Source organism: Streptomyces sp. NBC_01255, assembly GCF_036226445.1.
Classification (GTDB): domain Bacteria; phylum Actinomycetota; class Actinomycetes; order Streptomycetales; family Streptomycetaceae; genus Streptomyces.
Genome location: NZ_CP108474.1, coordinates 7,007,428 through 7,023,935, shown reverse-complemented (window position 1 = coordinate 7,023,935; position 16,508 = coordinate 7,007,428). Strand labels below are relative to the sequence as shown.

At 69.9% G+C, this 16,508-nt stretch carries 16 protein-coding genes; 4 read left to right on the top strand and 12 right to left on the bottom strand.

The window, feature by feature from the left end; all coding sequences use genetic code 11:
- Positions 1-121 precede the first annotated feature (121 nt).
- The 4 genes from OG357_RS31795 to OG357_RS31780 form a co-directional block, all read right to left on the bottom strand.
- Complete coding sequence (locus OG357_RS31795) at positions 122-493, bottom strand: FKBP-type peptidyl-prolyl cis-trans isomerase (RefSeq protein WP_317593890.1); 372 nt, start codon at positions 491-493, stop codon at positions 122-124.
- 43 nt (positions 494-536) lie between these two features.
- Positions 537-1,478: an FKBP-type peptidyl-prolyl cis-trans isomerase gene (locus OG357_RS31790; protein ID WP_329624406.1), complete on the bottom strand. Its 942-nt coding sequence runs from the start codon at positions 1,476-1,478 to the stop codon at positions 537-539.
- 117 nt (positions 1,479-1,595) lie between these two features.
- Positions 1,596-2,957, bottom strand: a complete 1,362-nt coding sequence (gene pafA / locus OG357_RS31785) for a Pup--protein ligase (protein ID WP_329624405.1) — start codon at positions 2,955-2,957, stop codon at positions 1,596-1,598.
- 69 nt (positions 2,958-3,026) lie between these two features.
- The gene (locus OG357_RS31780; protein ID WP_329624404.1) at positions 3,027-4,319 is read right to left on the bottom strand and encodes an MFS transporter; all 1,293 of its coding nucleotides are present in this window, start codon (positions 4,317-4,319) and stop codon (positions 3,027-3,029) included.
- A gap of 201 nt (positions 4,320-4,520) precedes the next feature.
- Between OG357_RS31780 and OG357_RS31775 the strand changes: the two genes are divergently transcribed.
- Complete coding sequence (locus OG357_RS31775; protein ID WP_329624403.1) at positions 4,521-5,540, top strand: LacI family DNA-binding transcriptional regulator; 1,020 nt, start codon at positions 4,521-4,523, stop codon at positions 5,538-5,540.
- A gap of 99 nt (positions 5,541-5,639) precedes the next feature.
- Here the strand turns inward: OG357_RS31775 and prcA are convergent, their stop codons facing one another.
- The 5 genes from prcA to arc form a co-directional block, all read right to left on the bottom strand.
- On the bottom strand, positions 5,640-6,392 hold the full coding sequence (gene prcA / locus OG357_RS31770) for a proteasome subunit alpha (protein WP_329624402.1): 753 nt from the start codon (positions 6,390-6,392) through the stop codon (positions 5,640-5,642).
- 46 nt (positions 6,393-6,438) lie between these two features.
- On the bottom strand, positions 6,439-7,278 hold the full coding sequence (gene prcB, locus OG357_RS31765; protein ID WP_329624401.1) for a proteasome subunit beta: 840 nt from the start codon (positions 7,276-7,278) through the stop codon (positions 6,439-6,441).
- 161 nt (positions 7,279-7,439) lie between these two features.
- On the bottom strand, positions 7,440-7,652 hold the full coding sequence (locus OG357_RS31760; protein ID WP_055644448.1) for a ubiquitin-like protein Pup: 213 nt from the start codon (positions 7,650-7,652) through the stop codon (positions 7,440-7,442).
- 160 nt (positions 7,653-7,812) lie between these two features.
- On the bottom strand, positions 7,813-9,324 hold the full coding sequence (dop, locus tag OG357_RS31755) for a depupylase/deamidase Dop (RefSeq protein WP_329624400.1): 1,512 nt from the start codon (positions 9,322-9,324) through the stop codon (positions 7,813-7,815).
- 200 nt (positions 9,325-9,524) lie between these two features.
- A complete protein-coding gene (arc, locus tag OG357_RS31750) occupies positions 9,525-11,291 on the bottom strand; it encodes a proteasome ATPase (RefSeq protein WP_141298694.1) in 1,767 nt (588 codons plus the stop codon).
- Between the two features lie 242 nt (positions 11,292-11,533).
- Between arc and OG357_RS31745 the strand changes: the two genes are divergently transcribed.
- Entirely contained in the window at positions 11,534-11,845 is a 312-nt protein-coding gene (locus OG357_RS31745; RefSeq protein WP_024755477.1) for a ferredoxin, read from the top strand.
- 4 nt (positions 11,846-11,849) lie between these two features.
- Here OG357_RS31745 and OG357_RS31740 read toward each other — a convergent pair whose 3' ends face one another.
- From OG357_RS31740 to OG357_RS31730, 3 genes are all read right to left on the bottom strand, one after another.
- Positions 11,850-12,434 (bottom strand): hypothetical protein, encoded by a 585-nt coding sequence (locus tag OG357_RS31740; protein ID WP_329624399.1) that lies wholly within the window; start codon positions 12,432-12,434, stop codon positions 11,850-11,852.
- A 180-nt stretch (positions 12,435-12,614) separates the two neighbouring features.
- Entirely contained in the window at positions 12,615-13,502 is an 888-nt protein-coding gene (locus OG357_RS31735; protein ID WP_015032448.1) for a tRNA (adenine-N1)-methyltransferase, read from the bottom strand.
- 26 nt (positions 13,503-13,528) lie between these two features.
- Positions 13,529-14,749, bottom strand: a complete 1,221-nt coding sequence (locus OG357_RS31730; protein ID WP_329624398.1) for a site-2 protease family protein — start codon at positions 14,747-14,749, stop codon at positions 13,529-13,531.
- Between the two features lie 94 nt (positions 14,750-14,843).
- On the opposite strand from OG357_RS31730, the gene OG357_RS31725 reads away from it, so the two are divergent.
- A complete protein-coding gene (locus tag OG357_RS31725) occupies positions 14,844-15,746 on the top strand; it encodes a RecB family exonuclease (RefSeq protein ID WP_329624397.1) in 903 nt (300 codons plus the stop codon).
- Between the two features lie 46 nt (positions 15,747-15,792).
- Positions 15,793-16,467, top strand: coding sequence for a response regulator transcription factor (locus tag OG357_RS31720; protein WP_329624396.1), 675 nt, complete (start codon positions 15,793-15,795; stop codon positions 16,465-16,467).
- The last annotated feature ends 41 nt before the right edge of the window (positions 16,468-16,508 follow it).

The window sequence follows — 16,508 nt, the reverse complement described above, 5'->3', positions numbered from 1 at the left end:
TGCCGGATCCACTTGTCGGACGTCCGACCGTACCGCCCCGGAGTGTCGGGACAAAAGCCGAGGGCCCCCGCCATGGATGGCAGGGGCCCCCGGAGGACCGTCACCGGTCGGACACGACCGATCAGACGGCGACCAGGTCGCAGACGAAGATCAGCGTCTCGCCCGGGGCGATCTTGGCGCCGGCGCCACGGTCGCCGTAGGCGAGGTGGGCGGGGATGATCAGCTCGCGACGGCCGCCGACCTTCATGCCCTGCACGCCCTGGTCCCAGCCGGAGATGACCTGGCCGACGCCGAGCCGGAACTGGAGCGGCTCGCCGCGGTTCCAGGAGGAGTCGAACTCCTCGCCGGTGGAGAAGGCGACGCCCACGTAGTGGACGCGGACGTTGGCGCCGGCCTTGGCCTCGGCGCCGTCGCCCTCCCAGATGTCCCTGATCTTCAGGTCCTTCGGCGGCTCGCCGCCCGGGAAGTCGACCTCGGGCTTCTCGATGCTCACTGAACTGCTCCTCATACTGATGAACTGCGCGATCGGGACAGTCTTACATCTTCGTCAGGATGTCCACGGCGAACACCAGCGTGGAGTTCTTCGGAATGCCCTGCTGCTCCTTGTCGCCGAACGCCTCGGACGGCGGCGCGACGATGAGGACGCGGCTGCCGACCTTCTTGCCGACGAGACCGTCCTTGAGGCCCTTCAGCGTGAGCTGGGCGAGCGGGAAGTTCGCGGGCTTGCCGGTGGTGTAGGTCGAGTCGAAGACCTTGCCGTCCTTCCAGAGGGCGGCGACGTAGTTCACGACGACCGTGTCGGTCGCCTTGACGGCCTCGCCCTTGGACTCGAGCACGTAGTTCGAGACGAGCTTGGTCGGCGGGTCGACCTTGGGAACCGTCAGCGTGGGCGCCTTGCCGTCGGTGTTCGTCCCGACCTTCGGCAGGTCCTTGTTGTCCTGCGCGACCGGCGTGCCGGTGGCGGACTTCGGGATCGTGACGGACTTCAGGATGTCCACGACGAAGACGAGGGTGGCGTTCGGCTTGATGCTCGGCGGCGAGCCGGCCTCGCCGTAGCCGAGCGCCGGCGGGATGCCGACCTCGATGCGGCTGCCGACCTTCTGCCCTTCGAGGGCCTGCTCCCAGCCCTTGATGACCTGGCCTTCGCCGAGAGTGACGCTGAACGGCTGACCGCGGTCGAAGCTGTTGTCGAAGGGGGTGGTGGAGTCCCAGGCCTGACCCAGGTAGTTCACCGAGAGCGCGTCGCCCTTCTTCGTCACCGGGCCGTCACCCTCGCTGATGACGTTGACCTTCAGTTCCTTGGGCGGGTCGCCCTCGCCCTTGGCGAGGGTCGGCTTCTCGCCGAACTTGGCTCCCGCGGTGATGGCGGGCAGCCCGTTCTTCATCGAGGCGGAATCGGAGCCCTTGTCGTCGCTGCCGCACGCCGCTGTCGAGAGCAGCAGCAGCGGGACGACGAGAAGGCCGGCAAGTCGGCGCACGTGTTCCTCAGATCTCAGACGGCACAGTTGTTGTCCCGACACTCTAGGGGGTGCTCCTGTCACGCCGAAGGGCTCCGCACGTCAAACGTGCGGAGCCCCATGACCGGTATGACCTGCTTACATTCCGGCGATCAGCTTTTCGACCCGGTCGTCGACGGAGCGGAACGGGTCCTTGCACAACACGGTCCGCTGCGCCTGGTCGTTGAGCTTGAGGTGGACCCAGTCGACGGTGAAGTCCCGGCGCTGCTCCTGGGCGCGGCGGATGAAGTCGCCGCGGAGCCTGGCCCGAGTGGTCTGCGGGGGCACCGACTTGCCCTCGAAGATCTTCATGTCGTTGCAGATCCGGGCCGCCTGCCCGTTCTTCTGCAGCAGGTAGTAGAGCCCGCGGCGGCGGTGGATGTCGTGGTACGCGAGGTCTATCTGCGCGACCCGCGGGTTCGACATGGTCATGTTGTGCTTGGCCCGGTACCGCTCGATGAGCCGGTGCTTCATGACCCAGTCGATCTCGGTCTCGATCTTGTCGAGCCGCTCGCTCTCGATCGCGTCGAGCGTACGGCCCCACAGCTCCAGGACCTGCGCGACGGTGCCGGTGCGGATGCCGCGCCGGTCGACGAAGTCGACGGCCTTCTCGTAGTACTCGCGCTGGACCTCCAGGGCGGAGGCCTCGCGGCCGCTGGCGAGCCGGACCTTGCGCTGGCCCGTGATGTCGTGGCTGACCTCGCGGATCGCCCGGATGGGGTTCTCCAGGGTCAGGTCGCGCATCACGGTGCCGGCCTCGATCATGCGGAGCACCAGGTCGGTGGCGCCGACCTTGAGCAGCATGGTCGTCTCGGACATGTTCGAGTCACCGACGATGACGTGGAGGCGGCGGTAGCGCTCGGCGTCGGCGTGCGGCTCGTCCCGGGTGTTGATGATGGGCCGCGAGCGGGTCGTGGCGGAGCTGACGCCCTCCCAGATGTGCTCGGCACGCTGGGAGACGCAGAAGACCGCGCCACGCGGGGTCTGGAGGACCTTTCCCGCGCCGCAGATGAGCTGCCGGGTGACGAGGAAGGGAATGAGGATGTCCGCGAGCCGGGAGAACTCCCCGTGGCGGGCGACGAGATAGTTCTCGTGGCAGCCGTAGGAGTTTCCTGCGGAGTCGGTGTTGTTCTTGAAGAGATAGACGTCGCCCGCGATTCCCTCCTCGTGCAGGCGGCGTTCGGCGTCGACGAGCAGGCCCTCGAGAATGCGCTCGCCGGCCTTGTCGTGGGTGACCAGTTCGGTCACGTTGTCACATTCCGGTGTGGCGTATTCCGGATGCGAACCCACGTCCAGGTACAGGCGGGCGCCGTTCCGCAGGAAGACATTGCTGCTGCGGCCCCATGACACGACACGGCGGAAGAGGTAGCGCGCCACTTCGTCAGGAGACAGTCGGCGCTGTCCCCTGAACGTGCACGTGACGCCGTACTCGTTCTCCAGCCCGAAAATGCGGCGGTCCATGTCTGAACATTACGCCTGACGGCGTGTGATGAAACCGGGTTGGGCGTTCCCGTTTCGATCATTTTCCGATCAGTGCGTGTTCTTTTCCGTGTGTACGGGGGTGGGGCCGCCCGCACTGACGGCGTGTCGCGCGTCGGATTCGGCCTGGACCACCGGCCCCGCCGGGCTCACGGGTACGTGGAGGACTCGCCCGGTGGCGAGGAGGACGAGGAGGGCGATGAGGCCGCCCGCTCCGGCAACGGCGAATCCGGTGGCGGTTCCGGCGAGTTCGACGGCGGGTCCCGCAGCCGCAGAGCCGAGGGCCGAGCCGACGCCGAAGGTCGTGACGAGCCAGGAGAAGGCCTCGGTGACGGTGCCGGCCGGGGCGTGCCGGTCGACGACGATGAACGCGCAGGCGAGGACCGGGGCGAGGAAGACACCCGAGAGGACCGAGAGGCCGGTCATGGCGACCGGGCCGGGGGTCAGGGTGAGCGGCAGGTAGCAGAGCGCGAGGAGCAGGACGAGGACCCGCAGCCGCTTCTCGGGCGCTCCGGTCCAGGTGCGGGCGCCGTAGGCGACGCCGCCGAGGAGGGCGCCGAGGCCGAGGGCGGCCATCAGCCAGCCGTAGACGGAGGGGGTGCCCAGGTCGTCGGCGTAGGAGACGGCGGCGACGGTGATGGAGCCGAGGGCGAGGCCGACGAAGAAGAAGGAGCCGAGGAGGGCGAGGAGCCCGGGCGAGCGCAGGGCTCCCAGCCAGTGGGCCTCGCGGGGCGCGGAACGCCAGGTGCGGGAGGGCTTGGAGAGGACCACGGCGAGGGCGCCGAGGACGCCGAGGGCGTTGATGACGAGGAGGGCGGCGGCGGGCGACCAGAGGGAGACGAGGAGGGTCAGCAGGAGGGGCCCGACGGTGAACATGACCTCCTGGGCGACCGCGTCGAGGGCGTAGGCGCGGTGGACCCGGTCCTCGCGGCCGAGGACGCTCGGCCAGAGGGCGCGCAGGCCGCCCTCGAGGGGCGGGGTGAAGAGGCCGGCGAGGACGACGGCCGCGTAGGCCAGGCCGAGGTTGCCGATGCCGGTGAAGGCCAGCAGGACCATGCCGAGCGCGGAGAGGACGGCGGCGGGCAGCTGGACGCGCGGCTGGCCCTTGAGGTCGACGGCGCGGCCGAGGAGGGGCTGGCCGACGGCGGTGGCGACGCCGTAGGCGGCGATGAGGCCGCCGGCGAGCGTGTAGCTGCCGCCCTGGTCGCGGACGAAGAGGGTGAGGGCAATCGGGCCGACGCCGTTGGGCAGGCGCCCGACGAGCGTGCCGGCGAGGAGCCGGGCCGCGTGCGGTGCCCGGAGTATGTCGAGATAGCCGCCGTGTGCCGTGGCCTCGGTGGCCATGTCGTCTCCCCTCACCCCCGGACCCCGCCGAGGTTTTACGTATAACGTCGAGGTCATACGTACCATGTCGGCCGTGCGCGGGTCCACCCCGCGACCTGGGAGCGACCGGGTAGTGTCCGGATCCCACCCGATGTACCGAAGCACCCGGGACGCCCCCGGCGCCGCGGGGCGTACCGGGACCCGTCCGACGCGGAGGCTTGTGTGCAGACCCCGGAGCCGCTCGGCGGCACGCGCCCGACCAGCCGGGACGTCGCCCGGGTCGCGGGCGTCTCGCAGGCCACCGTGTCGCTCGTCCTCGGCGACAAGTGGCGCGGGCGCGTCTCCGAGCGCACCGCCGACACCGTGCGGGAGGCGGCGCGGAGCCTCGGCTACCGCCCCAACCTCGCCGCCCGCAACCTCCGCCTCGGCCACACCCGTACGGCCCTGCTCGTCGTCCCGGCGCTCACCAACGAGTTCTTCGCCCGCGTCTACACGGGCGCGGCGACGGTCGCCGCCCGGCACGGCTTCGGCGTGGTCCTGTACCCCTCCCCCGACGGCGTCGGCCCCGCCAAGGACCCCTTCGCCTCGGCCCGCGCGGCGCTCGACGGGATCATCGCCTCCTCGATGGCCTCGGACGCCCTGAAGGCCTTCCGGGGCACCGACCTGCCCCTGGTCATGCTCGACAGCGACCCGGCCGACACCGGCGCCGCCGCCCACGTCAATCTCGACATCGCGGACGGCATGCGCCAGGTCACGGGCCATCTGCTCGCCCTCGGCCATCGGCGCTTCGTCCACCTCGCGTCCGCCGTGCCGTCCTGGACCTTCGACGTCCGCGCCGCCGCGCTCGCCGAGGCCCTCGCCGGCGTGTCGGTACGGACCGTCCGCGCGCCCCTCGACGTGCACGGCGCCATGGCCGCCACCGAGCGCGCCCTCGCGGCCCCCGGTCCTCGCCCCACGGCCCTCGTGTGCGACGACGACATCCTCGCGGCGGGTGCCTGCAAGGCCCTCCGGCGCCTCGGGCTGCGGGTCCCCGAGGACGTCTCGGTCACCGGCTTCGACGACCTCGCGCTCGCGACCGCCGTCGAACCGGAGCTGACCACCGTCTCGCTGCCCGCCGAGCGCATCGGCGAGCGGGGCATGGCGGCCCTCCTGGCCGTCCTCTCGGGCGAGCCGCCGCAGCCTGACGACCTCCCGGTCACCCTGGTCCCCCGCGGCTCCTCAGGACCCGCGCCGGCCGTCTGAGCCGCACTTCCCCGGAGCGGCGAGAGGCCCCGGTCCGCTCGCGCGCACCGGGGCCTCTCGGGCAGAACTCAGGCAGAGTCCGGACGGGACTCGGGCCGTCTACTCCTCCGGAACCTCGTCCGAGGGCTCGTCCGTCCTCGCCGCGGCGGCGTTGTCCGCCTCCAGGAGGCGCGACAGCTGCCTGCCGACGATCCGCTTGAACTTGCGCTGCTGCGGGCGCGTACGGTCCAGGACCGCCACCTCGAGGCGCTCCGCGGGGATCTCCCGCTCGCTGCCGTTGGTGTCCCGCGAGAGCGCCTGCACGGCCAGCTTCAGGGCCTCGGCCAGGGACATGCCGTCCCGGTGCCGCTGGTCCAGGAAGGAGCCGATCTGCTCCGCGTTGCCGCCGACCGCGACCGAACCGTGCTCGTCCACGATCGAGCCGTCGTGCGGCAGCCGGTAGATCTGGTCGCCCTCCGGCTCGGCGCCGACCTCGGCGACGACCAGCTCGACCTCGTACGGCTTCTCCCCCGCGCTGGAGAAGATCGTGCCGAGCGTCTGGGCGTAGACGTTGGCCAGGCCGCGCGCGGTGACGTCGTCCCGGTCGTAGGTGTAGCCCCGCAGGTCGGCGTAGCGCACGCCGCCGATGCGGAGGTTCTCGTATTCGTTGTACTTCCCGGCGGCGGCGAAGCCGATCCGGTCGTAGATCTCGCTGAACTTGTGCAGGGCGCGCGACGGGTTCTCGCCGACGAAGACGATGCCGTCGGTGTACTGGAGGACGACGAGGCTGCGGCCTCGGGCGATGCCCTTGCGGGCGTACTCCGCCCGGTCGGCCATGGCCTGCTGGGGTGAGACGTAGAACGGAGTGGACACCGGCGGTCCGTCCCTTTCTTCTGGGCTTCTACAGAGCGACGAGTGGTCAGAGCAGGGCGGCGCGCGGCCCGTCGGGCTGCTCGAGACGCCGCTCGGTGACCGACCGGGCCAGCTCGGAGGACTCGGCCTCGGTGAGCCTGCGGAAACCCTCCTCGGTGATGACGGTGACGAGCGGGAAGATCCGGCGGGCCATGTCGGGGCCACCGGTCGCCGAGTCGTCGTCCGCCGCGTCGTACAGCGCCTGCACGACCAGGGTCGTGGCCTGCTGCTCGGTGAGGTCGCCACGGTAGAGCTTCTTCATCGACCCGCGCGCGAAGATCGAGCCGGAGCCGGTGGCGGCGTAGCCCTGCTCCTCGGAGCGGCCGCCGGTCACGTCGTAGGAGAAGATCCGGCCCTTCCCCTTGCCCTCGTCCCAGCCCGCGAAGAGCGGCACGACGGCGAGCCCCTGCATGGCCATGGCGAGGTTGCCGCGGATCATGGTGGACAGGCGGTTCGCCTTGCCCTCCAGGGAGAGCGTGGCGCCCTCCACCTTCTCGAAGTGCTCCAGCTCCAGCTGGAAGAGCTTGACCATCTCCACGGCGAGACCGGCGGTGCCGGCGATGGCGACGGCCGAGTACTCGTCGGCCGGGAAGACCTTCTCCATGTCCCGCTGCGCGATCATGTTGCCCATGGTGGCCCGCCGGTCGCCGGCGAGGACGACCCCGCCGGGGAAGGTGACCGCCACGATGGTCGTGCCGTGCGGGGCGTCGAGGACGCCCTCCGGCAGCTTCCGGTGGCTCGGCAGCAGCTCCGGCGAGTGGTCCGCCAGGAAGTCCAGGAACGAGGACGATCCCGGCGTCAGGAAGGCCGCCGGCAGACGCCCGGTGCTACGAGGGTTGGCTTCCACGCGATTCCTTCCGGGTGGGAGATTCGGCCCGCCGTGGGAGGCGCGGGCCGATCTTGCTTGCTGTGCACGGACCATACCCGTGCCACCGCCTGTCATCCGTCCCCGGGCCCACGGCTTTCTCCGGGGCTCCGGGGACGGAGGAGTACAGGCGCGGAAGGCGGCTACTCGCCGCCCTTCTGGACGAAGCTACGAACGAACTCCTCCGCGTTGGACTCGAGGACGTCGTCGATCTCGTCCAGCACGGAGTCCACGTCGTCGCTCAGCTTCTCCTGGCGCTCCTGGAGATCGGAGCTCGCCTCCGTGGTGGTCTCTTCGACCTCCTCCGTGGATCGCGTCGCCTTCTGCTGTCCGCCGCCGGTGTCCTTGGTCGCCATATCCCTCACCCCGCTCGAAATCGGCCCGCTCGGTTGAGTCCGTACAAGATCAGACCCTATAGGTCGGGTCTGACTTCGGCCCCGCAGTTTCCACATCGCCCGGGCACTGTTTCCATGATTCCCAGTGCCGGCGCATTTCAGGCCCGCGCCGGGCCACCGATCATCCGCCGGACAGCACGCGCACGAGTTCCTCCGCCGTCCGGCAGCGGTCCAGGAGCGCCTTCACATGGGCTTTGGTGCCGCGCAGCGGCTCCATCGTCGGGACGCGCTGGAGCGAGTCCCGGCCCGGCAGGTCGAAGATCACCGAGTCCCAGGAGGCCGCGGCGACGTCGTCGGCGTACTGCTCCAGGCAGCGGCCCCGGAAGTAGGCCCTGGTGTCCTCCGGAGGCGCCGTCTCGGCCTGCCGCACCTCGGTCTCGTCCAGGAGTCGCTTCATGCGCCCCCGGGCCGCCAGACGGTTGTACAGCCCCTTCTCGGGCCGCACGTCCGCGTACTGGAGGTCCACCAGGTGCAGGCGGGCCGCGTCCCACTCCAGGCCGTCGCGGCGCCGGTACCCCTCCATGAGCTCCAGCTTGGCGATCCAGTCGAGCTCGCCGGAGAGGCTCATCGGGTCGTTCTCGAGCCGGTTGAGGGTGTCCTCCCAGCGCGTGAGGACGTCCTTCGTCTGCTCGTCCGCGTCCGAGCCGTACCGCTCCTCCACGTACTTCCTGGCCAGCTCGAAGTACTCCATCTGCAACTGGACCGCGGTGAGCGTCCGGCCGCTGCGGAGCGTGACCAGGTACTGGAGGGTCGGGTCGTGCGAGACCTGGTGGAGCGTCCTGACCGGCTGGTCGACGGCGAGGTCCACGGTGATGAACCCGTCCTCGATCATCGACAGGACCAGGGCGGTCGTGCCGAGCTTGAGGTAGGTCGAGATCTCCGAGAGGTTCGCGTCCCCGATGATCACGTGCAGGCGCCGGTACCGCTCGGCGTCCGCGTGCGGCTCGTCGCGCGTGTTGATGATGGGCCGCTTGAGGGTGGTCTCCAGACCCACCTCGACCTCGAAGTAGTCGGCCCGCTGACTGATCTGGAAGCCGTGCTCCCGGCCGTCCTGCCCGATGCCGACGCGGCCCGCCCCGGTCACGACCTGGCGGGACACGAAGAAGGGGGTCAGGTGGCGCACGATGTCCGAGAAGGGGGTCTCCCGCTTCATCAGGTAGTTCTCGTGCGTGCCGTAGGAGGCGCCCTTGTTGTCGGTGTTGTTCTTGTAGAGGTGGATCGGCTGGGCTCCGGGGAGCTGGGCGGCACGGACGGCCGCCTCGGCCATGATCCGCTCGCCGGCCTTGTCCCAGAGGACGGCGTCCCGCGGGTTCGTGACCTCCGGCGAGCTGTACTCGGGGTGGGCGTGGTCCACGTAGAGCCGGGCCCCGTTGGTGAGGATCACATTGGCGAGGCCGATGTCCTCGTCGGTGAGCTGGCTGGAGTCTGCGGCCTCGCGGGCGAGGTCGAAGCCGCGGGCGTCCCGCAGCGGATTCTCCTCCTCGAAGTCCCAGCGGGCGCGGCGCGCCCGGTGCATCGCCGCCGCGTAGGCGTTGACGATCTGGGACGAGGTGAGCATGGCATTGGCGTTCGGGTGCCCGGGGACGGAGATCCCGTACTCCGTCTCGATGCCCATTACTCGCCGTACGGTCATGCGGCCCTCCTTGCCCGGCGTCGCTCACAGTGCGCGACTCGGCGTTACCGAAGAGCCTAGAGCGGCTCAGCGCTGGTGGGGAGATCACTTGCGGTATTTCCCGTACTTCCGGGAGAAACCCGTGCTGCCGGGAGAAACGCTGGAAGGAATACACCGGCTGCGGATGCCCGGTTTCCGGACATCCGCAGCCGGTGCGCGTATTACAGGTACTGACCGGTGTTGGCCACCGTGTCGATGGAGCGTCCCGTGTCCGCGCCCTGCTTTCCGGTGACGAGCGTGCGGATGAAGACGATCCGCTCGCCCTTCTTTCCGGAGATCCTGGCCCAGTCGTCGGGGTTGGTGGTGTTGGGCAGGTCCTCGTTCTCCTTGAACTCGTCCACGCAGGCCTGGAGGAGGTGGGAGACCCGGATGCCCTTCTGGTTGTGGTCGAGGAAGGCCTTGATGGCCATCTTCTTGGCCCGGTCGACGATGTTCTGGATCATCGCGCCGGAGTTGAAGTCCTTGAAGTAGAGGACTTCCTTGTCGCCGTTGGCGTACGTGACTTCGAGGAAGCGGTTCTCCTCGGATTCCGCGTACATCTGCTCGACGACCGACTGGATCATTCCGTGGGCGGCGGCGGCCTTCGAGCCGCTGTGCTCGGAAATGTCGTCCGTGTGGAGCGGCAGGGTGGCCGTGAGGTACTTCGCGAAGATGTCCTTCGCGGCCTCCGCGTCCGGACGCTCGATCTTGATCTTGACGTCGAGCCGGCCGGGCCGCAGGATCGCGGGGTCGATCATGTCCTCGCGGTTGGAGGCGCCGATGACGATGACGTTCTCCAGGCCCTCCACACCGTCGATCTCGGCGAGCAGCTGGGGGACGATGGTGTTCTCCACGTCCGAGCTGACACCGGATCCGCGGGTGCGGAAGAGGGATTCCATCTCGTCGAAGAAGACGATGACGGGGGTGCCCTCGCTCGCCTTCTCCCTCGCACGCTGGAAGACGAGGCGGATGTGCCGCTCGGTCTCGCCCACGTACTTGTTGAGGAGCTCGGGCCCCTTGATGTTGAGGAAGTAGGACTTCCCCGCGGGCTGGCCGGTCACCTCGGCGACCTTCTTGGCCAGTGAGTTGGCCACGGCCTTCGCGATCAGCGTCTTGCCGCAGCCCGGCGGCCCGTAGAGCAGGATGCCCTTGGGCGGTCGGAGTTCGTGCTCCTTGAAGAGGTCGGGATAGAGGTACGGGAGCTCGACCGCGTCGCGGATCAGCTCGATCTGGTTGCCCAGACCGCCGATCTTGTCGTAGTCGACGTCCGGGACCTCTTCCAGAACGAGCTCTTCGACCTCGCTCTTGGGGATGACCTCGTAGACGTAGCCCGACCTGGCGTCGAGCAGCAGGGCGTCGCCGGGACGGATGGTGACGTCCAGCAGAGGCTCGGCGAGCCTCACCACCCGCTCCTCGTCGGTGTGCCCGACCACCAGGGCGCGCTCGCCGTCCTCGAGGATCTCCTTGAGGGTGACGATGTCCCCGGCACGCTCGTACTCCATGGCCTCGACCACGTTGAGCGCTTCGTTGAGCATGACTTCCTGGCCACGCCGGAGCTCTTCGAGCTCGACGCTGGGGCTCACGTTCACCCGGAGCTTGCGGCCCCCGGTGAAGATGTCGCACGTGCCGTCCTCGTTGGCCTGCAGGAAGACACCGAAGCCGGCCGGCGGCTGTGCGAGCCGGTCGACCTCCTCCTTGAGGGCCACGATCTGGTCGCGGGCCTCACGGAGCGTATTGGCGAGCCGCTCGTTCTGCGCGGACACGCCGGCCAGGTTCGTCTGCAGCTCGACGATCCGCTCTTCGAGAATCCTCGTGTGTCGCGGAGAGTCGGCGAGCTTGCGGCGCAGGACGGCGATTTCCTGCTCGAGATAGGCAACCTGTCCGGCGGGGTCCTCAGACCCTCGCCCGGGCCGGATGCCGCGGTTGATGTCGTCGTCGTGGGCTGCCACGGTCCTCACCTCCTCCAAGGGGAGCTGGACGCTTCCTGACCCTACCTGCGTGGGTGGTGATTGAAACCCCTAGATCAAAAAGACTCCGGGCCGTGTCCGATCTTCACCCTTGCGCTTCCCCTCTCGCCAGGGGAATACCCACCCTTTCGCCGTCTGAAAGCGGGCGGTTGTATCGTCGTCATGGGTCAACACCCTTCAGAGGTGGCCCGACTTACCCGCGCGAAGCAGAAACGGCAGGAGAAATGACCGTGCAGAACGAGGCCCCGGCTACGGGCGTCGAAGAGGCGCTGGAGGTCTGGATCGATCAGGACCTGTGCACCGGGGACGGGATCTGCGCGCAGTACGCTCCCGAGGTCTTCGAGCTGGACATCGACGGGCTCGCGTATGTGAAGAGCGCCGACGACGAGCTGCTCCAGGACAGCGGGGCGACGACGCCGGTGCCGCTGCCGCTGCTCCAGGACGTGGTGGACTCGGCGAAGGAGTGCCCGGGCGACTGCATCCACGTGCGCCGGGTCGCCGACAAGGTCGAGGTGTACGGCCCCGACGCGGAGTGACGGGTCAGGCGCTCCGCGCCTCGGCACGGGTGGCGCGGACGAAGGCGCCGCCCTGCCACACCCAGCTGACCTGCTCCTTCTCGTCGGGGCAGCACATGGGGACGTCGGGGGACGAGTAGCCGAGCAGCGTGGCGTGTACCGCTCCGTCGCGTACGGCGAGTTCGGTGACGTTCTTGCCCTGCCGCGGTGCGACGAGCGTGGCCACCACGCGCGCGGGGGCGCCCGTGCCCTTGCCGCGGGTGAGGACGTAGACGCCGCTCGGCGGCGTGCCCGAGCCCGCTTCGCAGTGCACGACCGCAACCGTCTCCGGGTTCCCGTCGCCGTCGAGGTCGCCGGAGACGCGCTTCGCGACCTTGTACGGGCCTCCCCCGCACTCCACGGGGTAGTCGGCCGTGGCGGCCTCCGGAGCGGGCGCCGGACGGGGCGCGGCGGGGGCCGCCGTGGCTCCGGCGGGGCCGGGCTGGAGCAGTCCGGCGAGGGCGACGACCGCGGCGGTCGCGGTGGCGGTCGCCAGCCAGTGCGCCGGCCTGGCGTGGGTATGCGCGAGGTCCGGCAGATCCGCGGGGTCCTGGGCGGCGGAGGGCTGCACGCGAGACGTCTCCTGTAGGGCTCTGTGCGGAGGGTTTCGGGCATCGTGCCACACGTCACAGGGGGACGGAACAGCTGGGGTCTCGCCGCACGGCGCCGGGGCCCGAACATGAGGACGCCGCCGCCGAGTTCCCACCCGTGGGCGGGAACTCGGCGGCGGCGCTGTGTGAATGTCGGGGCGTCAGCCCTTGTTGGGGCCTTCGTAGTCCTCGCCGTACGCGCCCTTGGCGGGGCGGCGGCGGCGCATCGGGGGCTCGACGCCGTCCGCCAGGCGGCGGGCGGTGACGAGGAAGCCGGTGTGGCCGATCATGCGGTGATCGGGCCGGACGGCGAGACCCTCGACGTGCCAGTTGCGGATCATGGACTCCCAGGGCTGCGGCTCGGCGTAGCAGCCGAACTCGCGGATGGACTCCACGGTGCGCGCGAGCTGGGTGGTGGTCGCCACGTAGCAGCAGAGGATGCCGCCGGGGACCAGGGCCTTGGAGACGGCCTCCAGGCACTCCCAGGGAGCGAGCATGTCCAGGATGACGCGGTCGACGTCCGTGTCGGACAGGTTGTCCTGGAGGTCGCCGACGGTCAGCTGCCAGGCCGGGTGGGGGCCGCCGAAGTAACGCTCGACGTTGCCCTTCGCGATCTCGGCGAAGTCCTCGCGGCGCTCGTAGGAGTGCAGCATGCCGCTGTCTCCGATGGCGCGCAGGAGGAAGCTGCTCAGCGAGCCCGAGCCCACTCCCGCTTCCACGACGCGCGCGCCGGGGAAGATGTCGGCGAAGGCCAGGATCTGCCCCGCGTCCTTGGGGTAGACCACGGCGGCGCCGCGGGGCATGGACAGGACATAGTCGGGGAGCAGGGGGCGCAGCGCGAGGTAGGCGACGTTTCCGGTGGTGCGGACAACGCTGCCCTCGGGGGCGCCGATCAGTTCGTCGTGCGGGAAAGAACCCTTGTGGGTGTGGAAGTTCTTTCCCTCTTCGAGCGTGAACGTGTAGTGACGGCCCTTGGGGTCGGTCAGCTGAACCTGGTCCCCGACCTTGAAGGGCCCGCGTCGGCGGGCGGCACCGGTCGGTTCGGACATGTGAGCACCTTATCAAGGGCCCAGGGTTACGCAGACGGTCGTGCCATGGCCCGGACGAAGGCGCGCTCGACGTCGGTGGTCGCGAGGACGCCGTAGATCTCCCCGGTCTCCTCGACGACCAGGTACTCGGTGGCCGGGCTCGCGCGGAGGTGGTCGAGCAGGGGCTGGCCGGTGAGCTCCGCGGGGACGCGCATGCCGTCGGCGAGGTCCTGGGCGAGAGCGCTGACGGCGACCCAGGGGCGGCGGTGCTGGGGGACGGCGGCGATGGCGGCCTCGCGGACGATGCCGGTGGGGTCGCCGCCGCCGTCGACGACGACGAGGGCGCGGGCGCCGGCGTCGTTGGCGCGGCGGAGGGCCTCGGAGAGCGGGGTGGTGGGTTCGACGGGGATGGCGCGGCGGGTGAGGGTGCGGGCGCGGAGCTCGGGGAGGTGCTCGCGGAGCCGGGCCATGCGGAGGCTGTTGCCGGCGCCGGTCCAGATGATCGCGGCCAGGATGGCGGCGAGGAGGGCGTCGGTGACGGTGTCGAGGCCGCTGATGTCGTCGGTGGCGTTGCCGAGGAAGCCGGTGCGGGTGAGCAGGGGCAGGCCGATGAGGACGAGGACGGCGAGGGCGCGGCCGACCCAGGCGGCGGCGACGGTGCCGCTCATGGGCTTGCCGGTGATCTTCCAGACGACGGCGCGGAGCATGCGGCCGCCGTCGAGGGGGAGCCCGGGCAGCAGGTTGAAGATCGCCACGATGAGGTTGGAGATCATCAGGCCGGCGAGGAGGACGCCGGGGATGGTGCCGGGCTCGACGGCGTACATCGAGAGATAGAACACGCCGGCGAGGACGAGGGAGAAGAGCGGGCCGACGAAGGCGAGGACGAACTCGCGGCCGGGGGTCTCGGTCTCCTTCTCGATCTCGGAGACGCCGCCGAAGAACTGGAGCTGGATGCGGCGCACGGGCAGTTTGAACCGGAGCGCGGCGATCGTGTGGGCCAGTTCGTGGACGAGCACGGAGGCGTAGAAGGCGACGGCGAAGAAGAGGGAGACGAGGTAGCGGGCGGCGCCGAGTTCGGGCAGGACCCGTTCGATCTGGTCGCCGAAGACCCAGGTGATGAGGGCGGCGACCAGGAACCAGCTGGGTGCGACGTAGACGGGCACGCCGAAGGGGCGGCCCATGAGGATCCCGCCGCCGGGCTCCTCGGTCCGCTGCGGCTTGGGCTCGTCCTGGTTCACGGGTTCCTTTCGTCGCGACGGGTGACCCATCGTCGGTGCGTCACGGTTCGATCATGCAGTGCGACGGGGTCCCAGGTCGATGGTATTCCGCTCGCTGTCGGTCGCGGGTCGTAGGGTCTGAGTCATGAGTACGAGCGAGCAGGTGCCGGCGGAGCCCCGGGCGCCCATGTCGTTGTCGCCGTCGCGGGCGAGCGATTTCATGCAGTGTCCGCTGCTGTACCGGTTCCGGGTGATCGACCGGCTGCCGGAGAAGCCGAGTGCGGCGGCGACGCGGGGCACGCTGGTGCACGCGGTGCTCGAGCGGCTCTTCGACGACGAGGCGACGGAGCGGACGGCGCCGCGGGCGAAGGCGATGGTTCCGGGGCAGTGGGAGCGGCTCCTGGAGTCCAAGCCGGAGCTGGGCGAGCTGTTCTCGGAGGATCCGGACGGGGAGCGGCTCGCGGGCTGGCTCGGCGAGGCGGAGCGGCTGGTCGAGCGGTGGTTCACGCTGGAGGATCCGACGCGTCTCGAGCCGGCCGAGCGCGAGCTGTTCGTGGAGACGGAGCTGGACTCGGGGCTGCGGCTGCGCGGGGTGATCGACCGGATCGACGTGACGCCTTCGGGCGACGTGCGGATCGTCGACTACAAGACGGGCAAGGCGCCCCGGCCCGAGTACCGCGAGGGCGCGCTGTTCCAGATGACGTTCTACGCGCTGGTGGTCTGGCGGCTGAAGCGGGTGCTGCCGCGGCGGTTGCAGCTGGTCTACCTGGGCAGTGGGGACGTGCTGACGTACGACCCGGTGGAGGCGGACCTGTTGCGGGTGGAGCGGAAGCTCCTGGCGCTGTGGGACGCGATCCGGCTGGCGACGGAGACGGGCGACTGGCGGCCGCGGCCGACGAAGCTCTGCGGCTGGTGTGACCATCAGGAGGTCTGTCCGGAGTTCGGCGGGACTCCCCCGGTGTATCCGCTGAAGATCGTTTCCGCGCGCCCGCCGGAGTCGGGTGAATCGGGGCAGGGCAGAATGGACCTGGCGCCGCCGGCACCGTGACAGCAGCCCATCTCTTGAGCTCAGCCCGCCCCGTGAAGGAGCCCTTGTGACGATCCGCGTCCTCCTGGTCGACGATCAGCCGCTGCTGCGCACCGGCTTCCGGATGATTCTGGAGGCGGAGCAGGACATCGCCGTGGTGGGCGAGGCCGGTGACGGTCTCCAGGCGCAGGACCAGGTGCGCGCGCTGCAGCCGGACGTGGTGCTGATGGACATCCGCATGCCGCGGATGGACGGCGTGGAGGCGACCCGGCAGATCACCGGTCCGGGTCGGGACGGTCCGGCGAAGGTGCTGGTGCTGACCACGTTCGATCTCGACGAGTACGTGGTGGAGGCGCTGCGGGCGGGGGCGAGCGGCTTCCTGCTGAAGGACGCCCCGGCGAACGAGCTGGTGCAGGCGATCCGTGTGGTGGCGGCGGGTGAGGCGATGCTGGCGCCGTCGATCACGCGTCGGCTGCTCGACAAGTACTCGGCGCATCTGCCGACGGGCGAGGAGCAGGTGCCGGACACCCTGAGCACCCTGACCGATCGCGAGGTCGAGGTGCTGAAGCTGGTGGCCCGTGGCTTGTCGAACGCGGAGATCGCGGCGGATCTGTTCGTCAGCGAGACGACGGTGAAGACGCACGTGGGCCATGTGCTGACGAAGCTGGGCCTGCGGGACCGGGTGCAGGCCGCGGTGTACGCGTACGAGAGCGGTCTGGTGCGGCCCGGCGGCAATCAGTAGCCCTGGCGACGGACGGTACGGCGGAGGGGCCCGGTGCGCGT

Excerpts from the sequence above, each read along its gene's own strand:
- pafA (WP_329624405.1), bottom strand. The coding sequence starts at position 2,957 with ATGGACCGCCGCATTTTCGGGCTGGAGAACGAGTACGGCGTCACGTGC.
- OG357_RS31780 (WP_329624404.1), bottom strand. The coding sequence starts at position 4,319 with ATGGCCACCGAGGCCACGGCACACGGCGGCTATCTCGACATACTCCGG.
- OG357_RS31760 (WP_055644448.1), bottom strand. The coding sequence starts at position 7,652 with ATGGCGACCAAGGACACCGGCGGCGGACAGCAGAAGGCGACGCGATCC.
- dop (WP_329624400.1), bottom strand. The coding sequence starts at position 9,324 with ATGACCGTACGGCGAGTAATGGGCATCGAGACGGAGTACGGGATCTCC.
- OG357_RS31745 (WP_024755477.1), top strand. The coding sequence starts at position 11,534 with ATGACCGTGCAGAACGAGGCCCCGGCTACGGGCGTCGAAGAGGCGCTG.
- OG357_RS31735 (WP_015032448.1), bottom strand. The coding sequence starts at position 13,502 with ATGTCCGAACCGACCGGTGCCGCCCGCCGACGCGGGCCCTTCAAGGTC.
- OG357_RS31730 (WP_329624398.1), bottom strand. The coding sequence starts at position 14,749 with ATGGGTCACCCGTCGCGACGAAAGGAACCCGTGAACCAGGACGAGCCC.
- OG357_RS31725 (WP_329624397.1), top strand. The coding sequence starts at position 14,844 with ATGAGTACGAGCGAGCAGGTGCCGGCGGAGCCCCGGGCGCCCATGTCG.